This is a genomic window from Pseudoalteromonas aliena (assembly GCF_038155085.1).
Classification (GTDB): Bacteria; Pseudomonadota; Gammaproteobacteria; order Enterobacterales; family Alteromonadaceae; genus Pseudoalteromonas; species Pseudoalteromonas aliena_A.
On record NZ_JBAKAU010000024.1, the window covers coordinates 15,562 to 34,315 of the forward strand.

Below are 18,754 nucleotides of genomic sequence, written 5' to 3' on the forward strand. Positions count from 1 at the left end.
TGTCATATAGCTGAGCTAATATGACCCTGCTAACACAAACTGAAATGAACTAACTTTAAGACTCATTTATAAACAAAAGATACAACACATGCGATTTAACCCCTTTACCAGCCACCGATTATTAATAAACGCTATTATTGCAATGTTTTTTAGCGCTATATTTTTAAGTAGTTATTTAGGTGTATTAAAAACTTATGACAGTATTCAGTGGCTCGATATTATGGGGGAGGGCGGTATTGTATTAATGACCCTTATATGGATTGCCGCGTTATTAATTTCAAGACCACCGAGTAAAGTAACCACTTACTTAGTGATAGGTGTTGGGCTATTTATGTTCTCGGCAACCCTTGATTTATTTGATGAATGGCTAATGCATCCCGCGCATCAATGGCTCAGTTGGATTGAATCACTGCCTGCTCCGTTAGGCATGTTATTGACGAGTGTGGGTTTGTATTATTGGCATCAAGAGCAGTACGTATTAAATAGTCAGCTACGCCGCCGTGAAGCGCATTTACGTGAGCACGGCAAGGTGTGTCCAACAACGGGCCTTTATAAGGCGCAGTACTTAGATTCAGTAATTAAAGAGCAACTTATGAGCAAACAAACACTATGGCTTGGGGCTATTGATATTCGTGATTTTTCGCATTTTAATAGTGAGTTTGGCTTTCGCGAGGGCGACCGGCTATTACGTGAAATTAGCGAACTATTATTAATGAATTGCCGACTAAGTGATGTAGTGTGCCGATACGCAGGAGATTGCTTTATGGTATTAATGCCAGCTACTACAGAGCAGCAAGCTAAAGAGTTGATGGCGCAAATTAAGGGAGCTCTAAAGCATTGTGCATTTAAAGTTGAAGCATCTAAAAAAGCAAAGTTTCAATATGTCACTATCGCCTTAATACAAGGTAATACGCATAGTGGTACAGGCAAACTAACAAGCCAACTGCATAGTCAATTACAACAAAAAAAACATCAACAAAAAGTAGCGCACCGTGCACACGTTTGTTAGCCAAGACGATAAATATATAAGTGCTCAAGGGCTTATTACATCAGTTGTAGAGCTTGCTCAAAGCCGAAATATAAATTTACATAAGCTGCTACGCGGAACCGGTATTTTTGAACAAGACTTACTTAATTTTCAGCATACATTTAGTATGTCTCAGCAAGTGCGTTTATTAGCTCAATTTAAGCTGTTGATGAAAAGTACCGACAGTGGCTTTTTGCTGGGGAGCCAACTTATTAACGACACACGAGCCGAAGCTCAGGCATTAATATATAGCGATAATTTATCTCAAGTATTAAAGCAATTATCACTTTTAAGAATACAACTAGCGCCTTTATTGTTTAGCCAAACCTATATTAAAAACGATAATGTTTATATTTATATTCAGCCAGCACATGGGCTTGGTGAAAGCCTTTACCATTATGTGCTAGAGATATACAGCACTGCATTTTATAGTTTACTTAAACGAGTGAGCGAAAGTTACCCGCATTGTCAGTTCGACTTTGCTTTTAAACGCCCTCGGCATATTCAAGAGTACGAGCAAAATTTAGGGCTAAAGGTAAGTTTTGATAAGCCATGTACTCGCTGGGTATTAAATAAAGCGATATTAAGGGCTAAGAACCCGCATGCAAGTCAATTACGATTTATGCAAGCTCAGTCGCAGCTACATAATAAAAACGTAGTTAGCATGACTTTTATTGAAGCCGTCTGCAGATACTTATACTCTCACCCGAGTGCTAATTTAGAGTGTACAGCAAAGTACTTTGCTATGAGTTCAGCTACATTTAAGCGCAGACTCAAACTCAATGGAGTACGCTTTTCAGCGTTAATAGATGAGCAAAATAAGCACAAAGCTATTTACCTACTTACTTTGTGCGCTAAACATAATGAACAAGTCGCAGAGCATTTAGCTTTCTACGATATACCTAACTTTCGTCGTGCCTTTAAACGCTGGACAGGCTTAACACCTAATCAGCTAAAAGCGCAATAAGTTACTCAGTTGCCATGTCGATGGAGTGCAACAATGTTCGTGCCTTTAAATTTAGGTTTGTGTCCTCTGGGTTTGACGTATTAGTTAGCCAAATTACATTGCCTCCTTTATTTATAAACAATGTAGTAGGAGTGCCTCGTATACCTAATTGATCTGCTATCACATCGGCTTTTACAGCTGTTTTAAAAGTATAACCTCTTTCGTTAAGTGCTTTAGCGGGCGTAGCATCGTCATCTTCTTTAAAACTCACTGCAATAACTTTTAAGCCCATATCATCAATTTTTTGAAGTGCTGGCTGCAGCTTTTTACAATACGGACACCATGTTGCCCAAAAGTGTAAAATGTATGGTTGACCTAATAAATCTTGAGTGTTGAGCGCAGACCCATCAGCCATTTGTAAATTTAATGTAGGTAGCTTAGGGTAAGTTTCTTGCGTACTTCCTTCTTGCGAATAGCTTGTAAAGCTTATAAAAATTAGTGCGATGGCAATAAATAGTTGCTTCATAATATGATCGTTTTATTTTACATATTAAATAAGAACGAGTGTTTAACATTTTTCTTTCAAACTAAAAGCCAGCAGCTTGTTCAACTACAATAGCGTGGCGTTTAGCAAGGCGAAGGTGATCTCTATCGTAACCTCCACCTATCACAGTAGCTACAGGTGTATTGTGCTCAAGGCAGCGTTTTAGTACTAAATGGTCACGTTTAGCTATGCCATTCCAGCTGATATCTAATTTACCCAAGCCATCACCTTGCCAAATATCAACGCCTGCATCGTAAAGCACCAAGCTTGGGTTTAGCTCTTTAAGTAAATAACTCAAGGTTTCGTCAACTATGGCAAGGTACTTGTCATCTTTTATATTACTTGTCAGGCCAATATCTAAATCGCTAGCGGACTTTCTAAAGGGGAAGTTTTTTTCGCAATGTATAGAGCAGGTATACGCATAGGGTTGATGCTGTAACATTGCAGCAGTGCCATCACCTTGATGCACGTCTAAATCAAAAATAAGTACGTTAGTTACTTCACCCGATTCAATTAAAGTTTGCGTGGTAAAGGCCAAATCGTTAACCATACAAAAACCTGAACCAAAGTCATTATGTGCGTGATGTGTACCACCAGCAAGATGACACGCTATACCGTGTTTAAGTGCTAAGCGGGCTGTTTGAAGCGTCCCTTGAGGGGCGGTAAATGTACGCGCCATAAGTTCTTTTGACCAAGGTAGACCAATGCGGCGCATTGCTTTTTCATTTAAACGGTTGTGCCATAAATCTTGGATATAATTATCGCAATGCACAAGCTCAAGCGGCTCTGGCGTGCCTAATATTGGCTCTACTAGGTTACTGCCGATTAAACCAAGCTCTGCAATATGTTGATATAAATGTGCAAATTTACTCATTACAAAGCGATGCTTAGGATCAAAGCTAAACGAGTAGTTTGGATGGTATACCAAAGGCAAATGAGGGTTTAAGCGCATATTTACAAGCTTCATAAAGTTTGCGCTATGGTAATCAACTTAAGTGAATGAGTCTATTGTGAGTCATTAATAAGTGACGCTAATTCGCGATGCAGTAGCTCATCGTCGGCTAAGTTTAGCTCTATTAAACGCTTTAAATAAGTAATACTGTCTATATCAATGTGATGACATTTCAAGCCAATATGATCGGCTTCAATATGGCAAATTACTACTTCCATTTTTATTTCAATATTGCTTTGAGGTAGTATAAAACGCAGTACTGCTTGAGTATTTTGGTTGCCAATAAAAGCATCACATTTAGTGATTAATGCGCCATGTAAAGATACATCAAGTAACTTGCATGGGTATTGGTGATCATTAAAAACTACTTGTGCATCGGTTGAAAATAAAACACGAGAAAACTGACGACGATTTTGCATAACCTGATTTAGCCTTACTGTTTTTGTAATAAATTAAGCATAGCGGGTAATTATCTACATGCTAGCGAGATGTGCTCCTGTAATGCTGGTGGCATAAAAAAGCCCTGCAAAGTGCAGGGCTTAAGTTATACAAACATAAAATTAACCAATACTTTTAGCCAATTTTTTTGTATTTAATACGTTTAGGTTGAGTTGCCTCAGCGCCTAGAGTCTTTTTAAGCCACTCTTCGTATTCAGTGTAGTTACCATCAAAGAAGTTAATTTGACCTTCATCACGGTAATCTAAAATATGTGTAGCAATACGGTCAAGGAACCAACGGTCATGCGAGATACACATTACACAACCTGGGAACTCTAAAATAGCGTTTTCCAGTGCACGTAATGTTTCAACGTCCAAATCATTGGTTGGTTCATCGAGTAGTAACACATTGCCGCCAGCTTTTAATAACTTAGCAAGATGTAAACGGTTGCGCTCACCACCTGATAGGTCTTTAACAAACTTTTGTTGATCGTTACCTTTAAAGTTAAAGCGACTTACATATGCTCGGCTTGGAAACTCAAAATTACCAATTTTTAATACGTCTTGACCGTCTGATATTTCTTGGAAAACAGTTTTGCTTTCGTCCATACCGTCGCGGAACTGATCAACAGTCGCAAGGTGTACTGTTTCGCCAACGCTGATGTTACCGCTGTCTTGCTTTTGCTCACCGCTTATCATTTTAAACAGCGTTGATTTACCCGCGCCATTCGCGCCAATAATGCCCACAATGGCACCTTTTGGCATACTAAAGCTTAAGTCGTCAATTAAAACACGATCGCCAAAACTCTTACGAAGATTAGTTACTTCAAGCACTTGGTCACCTAAACGTGGGCCAGGTGGAATAAACATCTCGTTAGTTTCGTTACGTTTTTGGTAATCAGACTGCTGCATTTCAGTAAACTGAGCCATACGTGCTTTTGACTTAGCTTGACGACCTTTAGGGTTTGAACGAACCCATTCAAGTTCTTGTGCAATTGATTTTTGACGTGCTTTTTCAGATTTTTGTTCTTGCTGTAAACGCGCATCTTTTTGTTCAAGCCAAGAAGAGTAGTTACCTTCCCATGGAATACCTTCACCACGGTCAAGCTCTAATATCCAACCAGCTACATTATCAAGAAAGTAACGGTCATGCGTTACTGCCACAACAGTGCCTTCGTAATCGTGTAAGAAGCGCTCTAACCACGCAACCGACTCAGCATCCAAGTGGTTAGTAGGTTCATCAAGAATAAGCATGTCTGGTTTTTCGAGTAATAATCGGCAAATAGCAACACGACGACGTTCACCACCTGAAAGGTGCTCAATTTTAGCATCCCACTCTGGCAGGCGAAGTGCATCAGCTGCACGTTCTAAAACGTTGTCGATGTTATGACCATCGTGCGCTTGAATAACAGCTTCAAGCTCGCCTTGCTCTTTTGCAAGTGCGTCAAAGTCAGCGTCTTCCATGGCGTATTCGTTATACACTTCGTCAAGACGTTTAAGTGCGTGTTTAACTTCGCCAACAGCTTCTTCAACAGTTTCACGAACTGTTTTGCTTTCGTCTAAAACAGGCTCTTGCGGTAAATAACCAATTTTAGTACCAGGCTGAGGATGTGCATCACCTTCAAAATCTTGGTCAACACCGGCCATAATACGTAGTAACGTAGATTTACCAGAACCGTTTAAACCAAGTACACCAATTTTTGCGCCAGGAAAAAAGTGCAACGAAATATCTTTTAAGATAGTGCGCTTAGGAGGCACAACCTTAGATACTCGACTCATCGAGAATATAAATTTATCAGGTAAAACCATTAAAGGAGCCTTCAAATAATAATAAAAATTTCAATGTTGTATTGTAGTGGCTGACGGGTGAAACAGTCAACGAATGCTGTATAGAACAATACGCTTACTTAAGCGGTACTTTGTTTTAACTGCTCGTTTAAGACACGACAATTACAAGATTTCTATTGTGTAAAATTCTGTAATCTATTGTTTTATATTGTTCAAATACATTTCATTTTTAACAAAAGTGGTACAGTATATTTACAAGGCTGTAGGTATAAGCAAATTATATAGGCAGACCACTCTTAGTTGTTGTAAAACATCGCACTATTAAATATTACAAAGGTTTAAAGGAATTAACATGAAAATAGTTACAAAGTTAGGGGCATTACTTTTAGGTTTATACTCATTTTCGAGCCAAGCAGACATACTCCACGTAAATGGTTATTACCAAGGAGTAGGGATAGGGTCTACTCAAATTGATGTATATGAGAGTGATAGCATAGCGTTTACAACACTATACGGACGGTTTGGTTATCAATTTTCGCGATATTTTGCGATAGAAGGTCGTGTAGGTTTTGGTTTAAATGACGAATCAACACCACTAAACGGGCTCGTTTACACGCAGAACCCGCAAGATGGTTCGCTTAGTTCAGAACCCATTAAGAGCGAGATTGACTCAAGTCTTGATTTGCAAACAAGCATATTTGTAAAAGCTAATTACCCCATTTCATCTCGCGCTGATGTATTTTTATTTGGTGGCTATGGCAGAAATAAACTAAGTTACAATGAAGGCGACTTAAGAAATCTTGCAGAGTCAATAATTGATACAGATTCAGAGGTAAATACTTCATTAATCACTGAGCAAAACTATGATGAGGGCGGTGTAACGTACGGCACTGGTATTGACTATAGGTTATCTCAACGCTGGCAAATAAGCGCTGAATACCAATATTTTGATACAGATGAAGGCGATATTTACGCACTTAATTTATCAGTAAATTATCGTTTTTAATTTCAATAGCGCTACAATTTTTTAGTAGCGCTACCTTAATACACTTAAACAAAGTACTTCAATATAAATACATTCCCTCCTCATCAATAACTTTAGTAAAACTTGAAAAATAATGAATAAATTTCATTTAGACATCTATACATCTAGAGGTTGATATTTTTGGCATTCTGTTCATAATGAGAGCGTAATAACTTTCGGTTTTTATGAGTAGGAGTAAAAATATGCCAATTACAGTAAAAGACGAGTTACCCGCTATTGCACGCTTACGTAAAGAAAACGTATTTGTAATACCTAAAACTCGTGCAAAAACGCAAGAAATACGTCCAATGCGTTTGGCTATTTTAAATTTAATGCCTAATAAAGTAGAAACCGAAGTACAGTTTATTCGTTTGCTTGCCAATTCTCCTTTGCAAGTAAATGTAGAGCTACTGCGCCTCGACACTCACCGCAGTAGTAGCAACTCTGAAGAACACCTAGATACTTTTTATCGCTATTTTTCAGAAGTGAAAGACAATAACTACGATGCATTGATCGTTACCGGAGCACCACTAGCGCATCTCGAATACGACGATGTAGCCTACTGGGACGAGCTAAAAGTTATTATTGATTGGGCTGAGCAGCACGTTACCTCTACGTTATTTTCGTGCTGGGCGGCGCATGCAGCGCTTTATCATCGTTACAACTTAAAGCGTGATTTGAAAGAAGATAAACTATGTGGCGTGTTTACCCACCAGTGTTATTTTGACCACGGTGCATTAACTCGTGGCTTCGACGACACCTTTTTAGTGCCGCACTCACGCTATGGCCACATAGATATAAATAAAATTAATGCCTGCGACGATATAGTAGTGCTGGCAGGCTCTGAAAAAGTAGGCGCATACTTAATGAAAAATAAGTCGGGCAGCCAAGTGTTTATAACCGGCCACCCAGAATACGATGCTGACACGCTAAAAGCAGAGTACGAGCGCGATTTACAAAAAAGTCCTGATGCGCCAAAACCCGAAAACTATTTTCCAGATAACGATGCAAGTAAAAAGCCGTCAAAAACGTGGCAAAGCCATGCCTTTTTGCTTTTTTCGAACTGGTTAAATTACTACGTGTACCAAACCACACCTTATGATATTAATTTAGTTAGCCAAGATGTGAGGACTAACAACTATGCCGAATAACGTGCCTACCAATAATAAGCAAAGCGAATTAAGCGCTGCGCTAAAACAGCGTATTTTAATTTTAGATGGTGCAATGGGCACTATGATCCAAACTCACAAGCTTGAAGAAGAAGATTACCGAAGTGAGCGCTTTAAAGACTGGCACGTGCTAATAAAAGGCAATAACGATCTACTAAGCCTTACCAAGCCTGAACTCATTGCCGACATACACCGCAGCTTTTTAGCCGCCGGCGCGGATATCATTGAAACCAATACCTTTAACTCAACCACTATTTCAATGGAAGATTACGACATGGCCAGCATAAGCCGTGAAGTAAACTTTGAGTCAGCTAAACTCGCGCGCGCTATATGTGATGAGTTCACCGCTAAAAATCCAGAAAAACCACGCTATGTAGCGGGTGTGTTAGGGCCAACATCAAAAACCTGTTCTATTTCGCCAGATGTAAACGACCCAGGCTATCGTAATGTAACGTTTGATAAGCTCGTTACTGCGTATGTAGAGTCTACCCTTGCATTAATGGAAGGTGGCGCTGATTTAATACTTATTGAAACCATATTCGACACCCTAAATGCAAAAGCCGCTTCATTCGCAGTAGAAGAGGCCTTTGAGCAAGCAGGGCGCACATTACCTGTAATGATCTCGGGCACCATTACTGATGCGTCAGGCCGTACGCTTTCGGGGCAAACAACCGAGGCATTTTATAACTCTATTCGCCATATTAAGCCTATTTCAATTGGCCTTAATTGTGCCCTTGGCCCCGACTTACTGCGCCAATACGTAGAAGAGCTTTCGCGCGTATGTGAAACATTTACCTCAGTGCACCCCAATGCCGGTTTACCAAATGAGTTTGGTGAGTATGACCTAGAAGCAGAGGACATGGCCGCCGAGATTATAGATTGGGGCAAGTCGGGCTTTATAAATATTGTGGGTGGTTGCTGTGGTACAACGCCTGCACATATTCGTGCGTTTGCCAAAGGCCTTGAAGGCGTAAAGCCTCGCGCATTACCAGAGCTTGAAGTACGCATGCGTTTATCAGGCCTTGAAGCCTGTAACTTAAACTAGGAGCCAATATGACACAGCAAATTGCAGTATTTACCAATGTTGGCGAGCGTACCAACGTAACTGGCTCTGCCATGTTTAAACGCTTAATCATGGAAGAAGACTATGAAGCGGCGCTTACCGTTGCCCGCGAGCAAGTAGAAAACGGCGCACAAGTTATTGATATAAACATGGACGAAGCCATGTTGGACTCAAAAGCGGCCATGGTTAAGTTTTTAAACTTAATTGCCTCAGAGCCTGATATTTCTAAAGTGCCTATTATGGTCGACTCCTCTAAATGGGAAGTAATAGAAGCAGGCTTAAAGTGTATTCAAGGCAAGGCTATTGTTAACTCAATATCGCTTAAAGAGGGCGAAGAGCCATTTAAACGCCAAGCTAAAATTATTAAACGCTTTGGTGCAGCTGCTGTTGTTATGGCGTTTGATACAGACGGCCAAGCCGACACCGCCGATAGAAAATATGAAATATGTGCGCGCAGCTACAAAATATTAGTAGAAGAGATTGGCTTCCCGCCGGAAGATATAATTTTCGACCCTAATATATTTGCCGTAGCCACCGGTATAGAAGAGCACGACAACTACGCAGTAGAATTTATTGAAGGTACACGCCGCATTAAACAAAACTTACCGCATTGTAAAGTGTCGGGCGGGGTGTCTAATGTATCGTTTTCGTTTAGGGGCAATAACCCCGTACGTGAAGCCATTCACTCGGTGTTTTTATACCACGCGATAAAAGCGGGCATGGACATGGGCATTGTAAACGCAGGCCAACTTGCTGTTTACGACGATATTCCTGAGGAACTTCGTAAAGCCGTAGAAGATGTAATACTTAACACCGACCCAGGTGCAGGTGAACGCCTTGTAGAAATAGCCCCTAAGTTTTCGGGTATGGCACAAGCTGAGCGCGTAGAAGATTTAGAATGGCGTACATGGCCTGTTGAAAAACGCCTAGAACACGCGCTTGTTAAAGGTATAACTACCTTTATAGATGAAGACACGGAAGAGTGCCGCGCTGCTGCCGATAAACCTATTCACGTAATTGAAGGGCCACTCATGGATGGCATGAACGTGGTAGGGGATTTATTTGGCGCAGGTAAAATGTTTTTACCGCAAGTTGTTAAATCAGCCCGTGTAATGAAGCGAGCAGTGGCCTACCTAGACCCATTCATAGAAGCTGAAAAAGAAGAAGGCGCCACTAACGGTAAAGTGGTTATGGCCACCGTAAAAGGCGACGTGCACGACATAGGTAAAAACATTGTAGGTGTAGTACTGCAATGTAATAACTACGAAGTAATCGACTTAGGCGTAATGGTACCCGCCGAAAAAATACTGCAAACAGCTATCGACGAAAAAGCCGATATAATCGGCCTTTCGGGTTTAATTACCCCATCGCTAGATGAAATGGTACACGTAGCCAAAGAAATGACCCGCCGAGGCTTTGAATTACCCCTTATGATTGGCGGCGCAACGACCTCTAAAGCGCATACTGCAGTTAAAATTGAGCCTCAGTACGACAAAGGCGTCGTGTATGTAAATAACGCAAGCCGTGCAGTGGGCGTAGTATCGAGCTTATTATCTAAAGAGCTAAAACCAGCCTTTTTAGAAAAAACTAAAGCTGAGTACGTAAAAGTGCGCGAGCAACAAGCGCGCAAAAAACCACGTTCTAAGCCTGTTACAATCCAGCGCGCACGCGATAACGCAGCCAAGCTTGATTGGGATAACTACACGCCACCAGTACCTAAAAAGCTGGGCGTGACTGAGTTTAAAAATGTATCAATTGCCACTTTGCGTAAATACATAGATTGGACGCCATACTTTATGACGTGGTCAATTGCCGGTAAATACCCGCGCATAATGGACGATGAAGTTGTAGGCGAGCAAGCGCAAAGCTTATTTAAAGACGCTAACGACATGCTCGACGAGCTTGAAAAGTCAGGTGCTTTGCAACCTTTAGGTGTAATTGGTTTATTCCCTGCAAACCGCGTTGGGGACGACATAGAAATATACACCGACGAAACCCGCAAAGAGCTGTTAAACACCTCGTGCCATTTACGCCAGCAAACCGAAAAAACCGACTTTGCTAACTATTGCTTGGCCGACTACATTGCGCCAAAAGGCACACCTGATTACTTTGGTGCGTTTGCCGTAACGGGCGGTTTAGAAGAAGACGACTTAGCAGACGCGTTCGACGCACAGCAAGACGACTATAATAAAATAATGGTAAAAGCGGTTGCCGATAGGCTCGCAGAAGCCTTTGCCGAATACCTACATGAACAAGTGCGTAAAGAGTATTGGGGATATGCACCCGATGAAAACCTCGGTAACGATGAGCTAATTCGCGAAAACTACCAAGGTATTCGCCCAGCGCCAGGTTACCCAGCGTGCCCAGAGCACACTGAGAAAAAGAAAATTTGGCAATTGCTCGATACCGAAAAACGCATTGGTATGCAGCTCACCAGCTCATACGCCATGTGGCCGGGTGCTGCGGTTTCGGGCTGGTACTTCTCACACCCAGAGGCTAAATACTACGCCGTGGCCGCAGTGCAAAAGGATCAGGTAGAAGATTACGCCAAGCGAACCAATATGACGCTCGCAGAGGCAGAAAGATGGCTATCGCCTAATTTGGGGTATGAGCCGGAATAGAGCGAAGTGGTTAAATAGCGAAGCGGTCAGTTTTTAGCTGTCAGCTATCAGTAAAAGAAAAACGAGCCTAATTAGGCTCGTTTTTTTATTTTAATTAATAGTTCAGCAAATAAGGAGCTATCAAATCAGTGTTTTTTTTTCTAGTGATTGAACCTTAAACTAGTTTTAAATTAAATTGAAAATAGTATTAAAATCAGATTTTTACCATAGATACATTGTTTTTATCTGGTTTTCTTTTTAATTAAAATGTTTATAATAGTTATAAACATAATGTAGTAGGTAAGTAAATGGAATTGAATTACTATAACGAAAAAATTTTTTCTAAGCGGCTAATAAAGAATGAAGAGACTACATTTCTCTTTGGTTCTGCTTTAAGTGCAATTAAGGACGGCGCTGGGATCCCTAACGTATCTCAAGTCACTGAAATAATTGAGGCCTATGCGACAGAACTTGATTTACTTGAAGATTATAAAGAGCATATTGGAGCTGTTGATGAAAAGGAACGATATCAAGAGTCATTCGCCTTTTTTTCGGGAATAATGGGAGCTTCCTCTACTAAAGAAATTGTAAATCGTGTAGTAATGAAAAATTATGACGATGTAGCTAAGATGCATAGAATCCCTAAAGCAATTCAGGATTTTGTAAGCTGCATTAAAAAAGAAAAAATAAAAGTTAAAAACATTATTACAACAAACTTTGATACTTTGATTGAAGAACAATTCAAAAATGAAGGTATCAATTATAACAGCATTAGTATTGTTGGCGATTCTAATATTAACGAAAATAGTAATGGGTTCATCAATATAATTCATTTGCATGGCGTCTGGGATAAAGGCGATACGATGCATACAAAAAACCAATTGCAGGCTCAAAGAAATAAAATTGAAGCATCTTTGCGCAATTGCATTGCTAAAGAAAACGTTGTTGTTATGGCATATAGCGGATGGCTTGATAGCTTCACTAGAACCCTAACGAATATCGTTAATGACGTTGAGGAAGAATATAATTTAGCCTGGTGTTTTTATCAAAATGATAGCGGAGTAATTGATCGAGAGTCAAAGAACATAATAGTTCCGTTAACTCCAGCAATTAACCGTGATAGGATTCAATTTTTCAAAGGGATTGATTGTAATAATATTTTTTCCAATTTATTAATTGAGAAAAGTTTAAGCCAAAAAAAAAAGTAGATAAAAATTTAGATAAAAATTTAGATAAAAATTTAGATAAGAAAAAACAAGATGATATCAACTATTATCTGATTGAAGAAAAAGGATGTTATAAAAAAATCAGGGACAAAGCTAGACAGAAGTCCATCACATTTCTGAATGATAATAAGTCACTATTTCTAGAGTCTGCGCTTGGCTCTGGTGTCTATGGCTTCATCTCGTCAATAATGAGTACAGTCAAGGATATAGAAGTAAAATGTTTAAAAGTAAATTTATCTGATGTTATATCAAAGAAACAAATAGATGAAAAAGTTAAAACGGATACTGGCCATTACTTAAGTAAGTTAATTTATTTATTAAGTTCAGAGCCAGACACTGTCCACTTTATTATCTTCGATAAGATTAGAGGTAACGCTGATGAAGAGACCCTTTTATATTTACTTAACTTCCCCCAAATGTTCAAAGATATCTGTAAGAACACATTTTTTATTTTTTCATCAAGTATTAGAATAAAGCAATTCAATAAAATTAGAGTTCAATTAAATGAAATCACTTTGCATGAAACTGAAATAATTCTTAGTGATGAGTTTGGCAGAGAGCGCTTTACTACTAATGAAATAAATCAGATATATGAAAAATCTGAGGGAGTTTTAATGAAGCTTGAGCAGATAATTTACTTTTTAGAAAGTAGCTCTGCTCATGAAGTCTTATCTCAGCATGATATATTTGATGATATTTTCCACTCAGAGGCAATCTCTAGCACAACCTTGAAGCAACTAGAATTAATTATAGAAGATCCCAATAAAAAGCTAACCTTTAAGATGTTGAAAATACTATCAATTTTAAAGAATGGTGAAACGTTGAGTAATTTAAGAAAAGATAAAATGGGGATAAAGTTCAGTCCAAAAAATACCAAGGAACTCATACAGCTTGAGCTTGCAACGACCGTTTACATAGACCAAACAACAACAATTGTTAGGATCAATCCAATAATTAAAGATTATGTACTAGCTAAAATGGAGCTGAAAGAGCAATATGAAATTGCAAGTGCTTATCTAAAGGTTACGGTTAAAGAAACAAAAAGTGGTTTTAATTTGAGTTCTATAAATCGTAAGATTTACGATCGTGGTTATAACACTGAAGAAGATAATACGAGCACAATATTGAAACTAGGTATCCAAGAAAGTATCAATAACCTTGAAATTAAAAGTGTGTCAGAAAATTTTATTGAGCTTAATAGGAGAAAGCTTAATAAACTACTACATATAGCAAGGGGATATGTATATATTCTAAGCAACACATCTAGATTTAATGAAACTATCTCAGCATTCGATAATCTAGTTAGTGTTGTTAGTAGAGCTGACTCTGAAAAAATGTACTTGTATTATTATCAAGTTGCGCATGCTTATCGCATGAAATCTGACCTAGAAGAAGCAAGACGATATTTAGAAATGAGCGAGAAGCAATGCCCTGAAACAGACAAAAGCACACTTGAATCTATATACATGGAAAAGTTACATATTTTAGACTCCGAGAATACAAAAGAAGCAATAAAGTTTTCTAAGAGTAATAAGAGTAAATACCATAAAAACTCGGCAGCATACATAATTTCCGATGTTATTCTTACTAATGAAAAAGAATATAATAGAAGATTGAAAGCATTGGAAAAGCAAGAGAAAAAAGCTAGGAAGCTTGGTTACAATACTTTAGCAAACAACATCTTATTTACGTTGAGCAACGATAGAAATTCAATTGATAAAATAAACTTATTAGATGAAGTTATTAGTAGTGATAATAGCGCTTATAATATTTGTCGAGCATTGATATATAAGCATGAAGTTTTAGTTAGAAGCAATAATTTAGAAAAAGTTAAAGATTCTGATGTAGAAAAGCTTATCAATATTTATAATTATTTGTTCAGGCAAAAATTCGATAGCTTGTTCAGTCGTTGTCATAGTGTACTTTGGTCAATAGCTGAATATAGGAAAAACGAAGATATTATAGTACTTATATTTTTTCAAAGTGCGATAGTTTGGAAGCTTAATTCAGATGTTGAAAATGAATTAAAATACAAAGAACTATTCAACAAGTTGGATGCTTCAAACAATATGCCTCTGCTAAGCAATTCTTCTGCTTAGTTATGAGTAAATTCAAAAAAGTACATGTTATAGTCTCTTTTTATAAATCGTAAATATTTTAAGTTTTTACTCTTTTTGGAGCGCAAAGTTTATTATCTATTTATAAGTTGCGTACTTAAATAAAGGACTGCAATGAAGTTTTTAGATCACGTAACGGTGCTCCTATCTCTACTTTTTACATCGAACACATTTGCGCTAGAGCAAAAATATCACGAGTTCGTTTCACCTGTTATTGCTGCTTTTAAAGCGCATGATAAAACTGCGATTGCAGCACTTATTCGCTACCCGCTAAAACGACGATATCCCATACCTGACATTAAAAATGAAGCCGAGTTTATTAACCGCTTTGATGAAGTATTTAATGATGAGCTAGTGGCAGTTATTGCTAGTTCAAACATTGATACCGATTGGGATAAAGTTGGTTGGCGCGGTATTATGCTATATAACGGTATTATGTGGGTAGATACAGAAGGCAAAATTATAACTGTAAATACTCAAAATGTTAAAGAGCAAGCATTTGCTAAACGCTTAATTGATCAAGACAAGCAATCACTCCATTCAAGTGTTAATACTTTTAAAAAACCAATACTCAATTGGAAAACAGCTAATTACCATATTAGTGTTGATGATTTAGACGAGCATAATTTTCGGTATACAGTGTGGAGTATTGATAAAAAGATTAGCGATAAGCCCGATATGGTTTTATTAAACGGTGATATTACCTTTGAGGGTAGCGGCGGGAATCATCACTATACGTTTAAAAATGGACGTTACAGTTATGTGTTACATGTAACCATTATTGGTTGTGATACATCACCGCCAGGCTGGGTTGAAGTTTACAAAGACGATCAACGGGTTTTATCTGAAGATGTTATAAGCGCTATTTAATTTAGTATTAGCAACTTACTTAATAATGAGTAATGTTTTTTAGTACCAAACGTTCTAGTAATTAGTATTTTAATAAAATAGTTCTAAGTGGTAGGCTAAAAAGTAGTAAGTAAATTAAAACCGTCCACGCGCTATAAGGAGTCTTCCTGTAAAGCGCTTTGCAAGGAGTCTAATATGATCACCCTTACCATTAATGGTAATAAGCATGAGTTTTCTGGCGACCCGTCAACGCCCGTTTTGTGGTACCTGCGAGATGAATTAAATTTAACGGGGCCTAAGTTTGGCTGTGGTATGGCGCAGTGTGGTGCATGCACCATACATATTGATGGCGTAGCGCAGCGCTCGTGTGTATTACCGGTATCGGCTGTGGTCGGGCGCAATATTACCTCTATTGAAGGGCTAAGCGAGCAGGGCGATCATCCAGTGCAAAAAGCGTGGGTTGAGCACAAAGTGCCGCAATGTGGGTTTTGTCAGTGCGGGCAAATTATGCAAGCAGCGAGCTTATTAGCAGCTAACCCCAACCCAACTGATGATGAAATAGTGAGTAATATGTCGGGCAATATTTGTCGTTGTGGCACGTATCCGCGTATCCATAAAGCGATTAAGTCGGCGGCTAAAACCATTGCGGGCGTTGAATATTTTGACCCAAATGAACAAGGGGAAGAAGTATGAAAAACGACAATACGTACTTTGACCTAAACCGCCGCCAATTTTTAAAAACCAGCGCAATAGGCGCATTAGTATTAGGCACTTATTTTGTAGGCAGTGCTTCAAAAGCGTTTGCAGGCGTGTTAGAGCAACCGTCTGAGCAAGCAAAACGTGCTAACTTATTTATAGCATTGCGCCCCGATGGCATGGTTGAAATAACCTGCCACCGCTCTGAAATGGGCCAGCAAATTCGTACAGCCATTGCTCAAATTGTGGCAGACGAAATGGAAGCTGCGTGGGATAAAGTAGTGGTTATTCAAGGTAAGGGCGACCCTAAATACGGGGATCAAAATACCGATGGCTCGCGCAGTATCCGCTACAACATGCAGCGCCTTCGCGAAATGGGCGCAAGCGTACGCTACATGATGCAGCATGCTGCCGCTAAGTATTGGAAAGTTGAGCCACATACCTGTACAGCTAATCAGCACATGGTTACCCACAGCTCAGGGAAAACGCTTACTTATAAAGATTTAATCGACTTAGCGCTTACAATAACGCCACCAGAAATTGATAAGCTAACACTCAAAACACGCAAAGAATGGCGTTATATAAATACCGGTATGGCGCACATAGATTTAACCGATTTAGTAACCGGTAAAGCCACATTTGCTGCCGATGTACGCGAACCAAAAGCGCTGGTGGCTATTATTGAGCGCCCGCCGGTAGTAGGTGGTGTGGTTAAATCGTTTGATGCCAACGCCGCTAAAGCAATTAATGGCGTAGTTGATGTTATTGAAATGCCTGTACCAAAAGGTGCGCCGCAATTTCAGCCAAAAGGCGGTATTGCTATTGTTGCTAAAAATACTTGGGCTGCATGGCAGGCGCGTAAAGCACTAAAAGTGGTGTGGGATGATGGTAAAAATGGCGATTATAATTCAGAGAACTTTAAAAAGTCGTTATTGCAAACAGTGAATGAGCCGCAAGCGCATGTGCGCGAAATAGGCGATACCACCAATATATTGGCTAAATCGAGCAATAAGTTAGTAGCTGACTACTATGCGCCGCACCTAGCTCAAGCACCAATGGAACCACCTTGTGCTACGGCGATGTATCATAAAGACCGCGTTGACATTTGGGCTGCAACACAAAATCCACAAGCAGATATGAAAACCGTAGCTGCGTTACTTGGTATGCAAGAGAGCCAAATTAACGTGCATGTAACCATGTTAGGTGGTGGTTTTGGGCGTAAATCAAAGCCTGATTTTTCAGCGGAAGCTGCTTTTATTTCAATGAAAGTAGGTAAACCTATACGCGTACAATGGACGCGAGAGGATGATATTCAACATAGCTTTTATCATGCGGTATCGGCTCAACATATTGAAGCGTCATTAGATGAAAAAGGTAACATAGAAGCTTATTTACATCGTACGGCGTTTTCGCCAATTGTATCTACGTTTCAAGAAGGGGCAACGTCGCCAGCAGGCTTTGAGCTGCGCTTAGGCTTTACTGATAACCCTATAAACTCACCTAACTTAAAGCTAGAAAATGGCGAAGCACCCGCTAAAACTAGAGTAGGTTGGATGCGCTCGGTATCAAATATTTTTCATGCCTTTGCTATTCAGTCGTTTATTGCTGAAGCGGCGCACAAAGCTGGGCGCGACCAAAAAGACTATTTACTCGAAACCATAGGCCCTGATCGCATATTGGATGTAACCGAGCAAAATGCGACGTACGATAACTATGGCGGCGATAAAGATGTTTACCCATTAGATATTGGTAAGTTACGTCATGTTATTGAAAAAGTAGCTGATATAAGCAAATGGGGCCGAAAACTTCCAAAAGGTCGCGGGTTAGGTATTGCAGCGCACCGCAGCTTTTTAACGTATGTGGCAACGGTAGTTGAAGTAGAAGTGTCGGATGCTGGCGATTTAAAAGTAATTAAATCGTGGGTTGCTATTGATGCGGGTACGGTTGTAAATACCGATACTGTTAAAAATCAAACCCAAGGTGGCTCTATTTATGGTATTACAACTGCAATCAGCAATGGTATTACTTTTGATAAAGGCCGCGTGCAGCAAAGCAATTTTCATGATTACCGCGTACCGCGTATGAGCGACTCACCACTAGAGGTAGAAGTCGAAATAATACAAAGCGATGCGCCACCAGCAGGCGTAGGCGAGCCAGCAACACCGGTTTACGCTCCTGCCTTGTGTAACGCTATTTTTGCCGCTTGTGGTAAGCGTATTAGGCAACTGCCTATAGGTAACCAATTAAAAGCATAAATAAAGTCCTTTTTTAGCCGTTAAACAAAAAAAACCGCCAAAAGGCGGTTTTTTTAGAAG

15 protein-coding genes are annotated in these 18,754 nt (G+C 39.5%); 11 read left to right on the forward strand and 4 right to left on the reverse strand.

Going from position 1 to position 18,754, the window contains the following annotated elements; genetic code table 11:
- Positions 1-88: 88 nt before the first annotated feature.
- Positions 89-1,009, forward strand: a complete 921-nt coding sequence (locus V6260_RS16735) for a GGDEF domain-containing protein (protein WP_341595227.1) — start codon at positions 89-91, stop codon at positions 1,007-1,009.
- Positions 993-1,994 carry an AraC family transcriptional regulator gene (locus V6260_RS16740; protein WP_341595229.1) on the forward strand — a complete coding sequence of 334 codons (1,002 nt, stop codon included), beginning with the start codon at positions 993-995 and terminating at the stop codon, positions 1,992-1,994. Before V6260_RS16735 ends, V6260_RS16740 begins: the two co-directional genes overlap by 17 nt.
- 1 nt (position 1,995) lies before the next feature.
- Here the strand turns inward: V6260_RS16740 and V6260_RS16745 are convergent, their stop codons facing one another.
- The 4 genes from V6260_RS16745 to ettA form a co-directional block, all read right to left on the reverse strand.
- Positions 1,996-2,499, reverse strand: a complete 504-nt coding sequence (locus V6260_RS16745) for a TlpA disulfide reductase family protein (RefSeq protein WP_341595231.1) — start codon at positions 2,497-2,499, stop codon at positions 1,996-1,998.
- A 61-nt stretch (positions 2,500-2,560) separates the two neighbouring features.
- Entirely contained in the window at positions 2,561-3,469 is a 909-nt protein-coding gene (locus tag V6260_RS16750) for a histone deacetylase (protein WP_341595286.1), read from the reverse strand.
- Between the two features lie 53 nt (positions 3,470-3,522).
- The gene (locus V6260_RS16755; protein ID WP_341595232.1) at positions 3,523-3,888 is read right to left on the reverse strand and encodes a PilZ domain-containing protein; all 366 of its coding nucleotides are present in this window, start codon (positions 3,886-3,888) and stop codon (positions 3,523-3,525) included.
- A 154-nt stretch (positions 3,889-4,042) separates the two neighbouring features.
- Positions 4,043-5,716, reverse strand: coding sequence for an energy-dependent translational throttle protein EttA (gene ettA / locus V6260_RS16760; RefSeq protein ID WP_341595235.1), 1,674 nt, complete (start codon positions 5,714-5,716; stop codon positions 4,043-4,045).
- A gap of 331 nt (positions 5,717-6,047) precedes the next feature.
- Here ettA and V6260_RS16765 point away from each other — a divergent pair, with 331 nt between their 5' ends.
- From V6260_RS16765 to V6260_RS16805, 9 genes are all read left to right on the forward strand, one after another.
- Entirely contained in the window at positions 6,048-6,701 is a 654-nt protein-coding gene (locus V6260_RS16765; RefSeq protein WP_341595237.1) for a porin family protein, read from the forward strand.
- 221 nt (positions 6,702-6,922) lie between these two features.
- Positions 6,923-7,870 carry a homoserine O-succinyltransferase gene (locus tag V6260_RS16770; protein WP_341595238.1) on the forward strand — a complete coding sequence of 316 codons (948 nt, stop codon included), beginning with the start codon at positions 6,923-6,925 and terminating at the stop codon, positions 7,868-7,870.
- Positions 7,860-8,933 (forward strand): homocysteine S-methyltransferase family protein, encoded by a 1,074-nt coding sequence (locus tag V6260_RS16775; RefSeq protein WP_341595240.1) that lies wholly within the window; start codon positions 7,860-7,862, stop codon positions 8,931-8,933. The genes V6260_RS16770 and V6260_RS16775 overlap by 11 nt, the downstream gene beginning before the upstream one ends.
- An 8-nt stretch (positions 8,934-8,941) precedes the next feature.
- Positions 8,942-11,572 (forward strand): methionine synthase, encoded by a 2,631-nt coding sequence (gene metH, locus V6260_RS16780; protein WP_341595242.1) that lies wholly within the window; start codon positions 8,942-8,944, stop codon positions 11,570-11,572.
- A gap of 287 nt (positions 11,573-11,859) precedes the next feature.
- Positions 11,860-12,759 (forward strand): SIR2 family protein, encoded by a 900-nt coding sequence (locus tag V6260_RS16785; protein ID WP_341595243.1) that lies wholly within the window; start codon positions 11,860-11,862, stop codon positions 12,757-12,759.
- A 206-nt stretch (positions 12,760-12,965) separates the two neighbouring features.
- Positions 12,966-14,876, forward strand: a complete 1,911-nt coding sequence (locus V6260_RS16790; protein ID WP_341595245.1) for a hypothetical protein — start codon at positions 12,966-12,968, stop codon at positions 14,874-14,876.
- A gap of 132 nt (positions 14,877-15,008) precedes the next feature.
- Positions 15,009-15,764, forward strand: coding sequence for a hypothetical protein (locus V6260_RS16795; RefSeq protein ID WP_341595247.1), 756 nt, complete (start codon positions 15,009-15,011; stop codon positions 15,762-15,764).
- A gap of 174 nt (positions 15,765-15,938) precedes the next feature.
- The gene (locus V6260_RS16800; RefSeq protein WP_341595249.1) at positions 15,939-16,436 is read left to right on the forward strand and encodes a (2Fe-2S)-binding protein; all 498 of its coding nucleotides are present in this window, start codon (positions 15,939-15,941) and stop codon (positions 16,434-16,436) included.
- Complete coding sequence (locus V6260_RS16805) at positions 16,433-18,694, forward strand: xanthine dehydrogenase family protein molybdopterin-binding subunit (protein WP_341595250.1); 2,262 nt, start codon at positions 16,433-16,435, stop codon at positions 18,692-18,694. Before V6260_RS16800 ends, V6260_RS16805 begins: the two co-directional genes overlap by 4 nt.
- Positions 18,695-18,754 lie beyond the last annotated feature (60 nt).

Excerpts from the sequence above, each read along its gene's own strand:
- V6260_RS16735 (WP_341595227.1), top strand. The coding sequence starts at position 89 with ATGCGATTTAACCCCTTTACCAGCCACCGATTATTAATAAACGCTATT.
- V6260_RS16745 (WP_341595231.1), bottom strand. The coding sequence starts at position 2,499 with ATGAAGCAACTATTTATTGCCATCGCACTAATTTTTATAAGCTTTACA.
- V6260_RS16750 (WP_341595286.1), bottom strand. The coding sequence starts at position 3,469 with ATGCGCTTAAACCCTCATTTGCCTTTGGTATACCATCCAAACTACTCG.
- V6260_RS16755 (WP_341595232.1), bottom strand. The coding sequence starts at position 3,888 with ATGCAAAATCGTCGTCAGTTTTCTCGTGTTTTATTTTCAACCGATGCA.
- ettA (WP_341595235.1), bottom strand. The coding sequence starts at position 5,716 with ATGGTTTTACCTGATAAATTTATATTCTCGATGAGTCGAGTATCTAAG.
- V6260_RS16765 (WP_341595237.1), top strand. The coding sequence starts at position 6,048 with ATGAAAATAGTTACAAAGTTAGGGGCATTACTTTTAGGTTTATACTCA.
- V6260_RS16770 (WP_341595238.1), top strand. The coding sequence starts at position 6,923 with ATGCCAATTACAGTAAAAGACGAGTTACCCGCTATTGCACGCTTACGT.
- V6260_RS16775 (WP_341595240.1), top strand. The coding sequence starts at position 7,860 with ATGCCGAATAACGTGCCTACCAATAATAAGCAAAGCGAATTAAGCGCT.
- metH (WP_341595242.1), top strand. The coding sequence starts at position 8,942 with ATGACACAGCAAATTGCAGTATTTACCAATGTTGGCGAGCGTACCAAC.
- V6260_RS16785 (WP_341595243.1), top strand. The coding sequence starts at position 11,860 with ATGGAATTGAATTACTATAACGAAAAAATTTTTTCTAAGCGGCTAATA.
- V6260_RS16790 (WP_341595245.1), top strand. The coding sequence starts at position 12,966 with ATGAGTACAGTCAAGGATATAGAAGTAAAATGTTTAAAAGTAAATTTA.
- V6260_RS16795 (WP_341595247.1), top strand. The coding sequence starts at position 15,009 with ATGAAGTTTTTAGATCACGTAACGGTGCTCCTATCTCTACTTTTTACA.
- V6260_RS16800 (WP_341595249.1), top strand. The coding sequence starts at position 15,939 with ATGATCACCCTTACCATTAATGGTAATAAGCATGAGTTTTCTGGCGAC.
- V6260_RS16805 (WP_341595250.1), top strand. The coding sequence starts at position 16,433 with ATGAAAAACGACAATACGTACTTTGACCTAAACCGCCGCCAATTTTTA.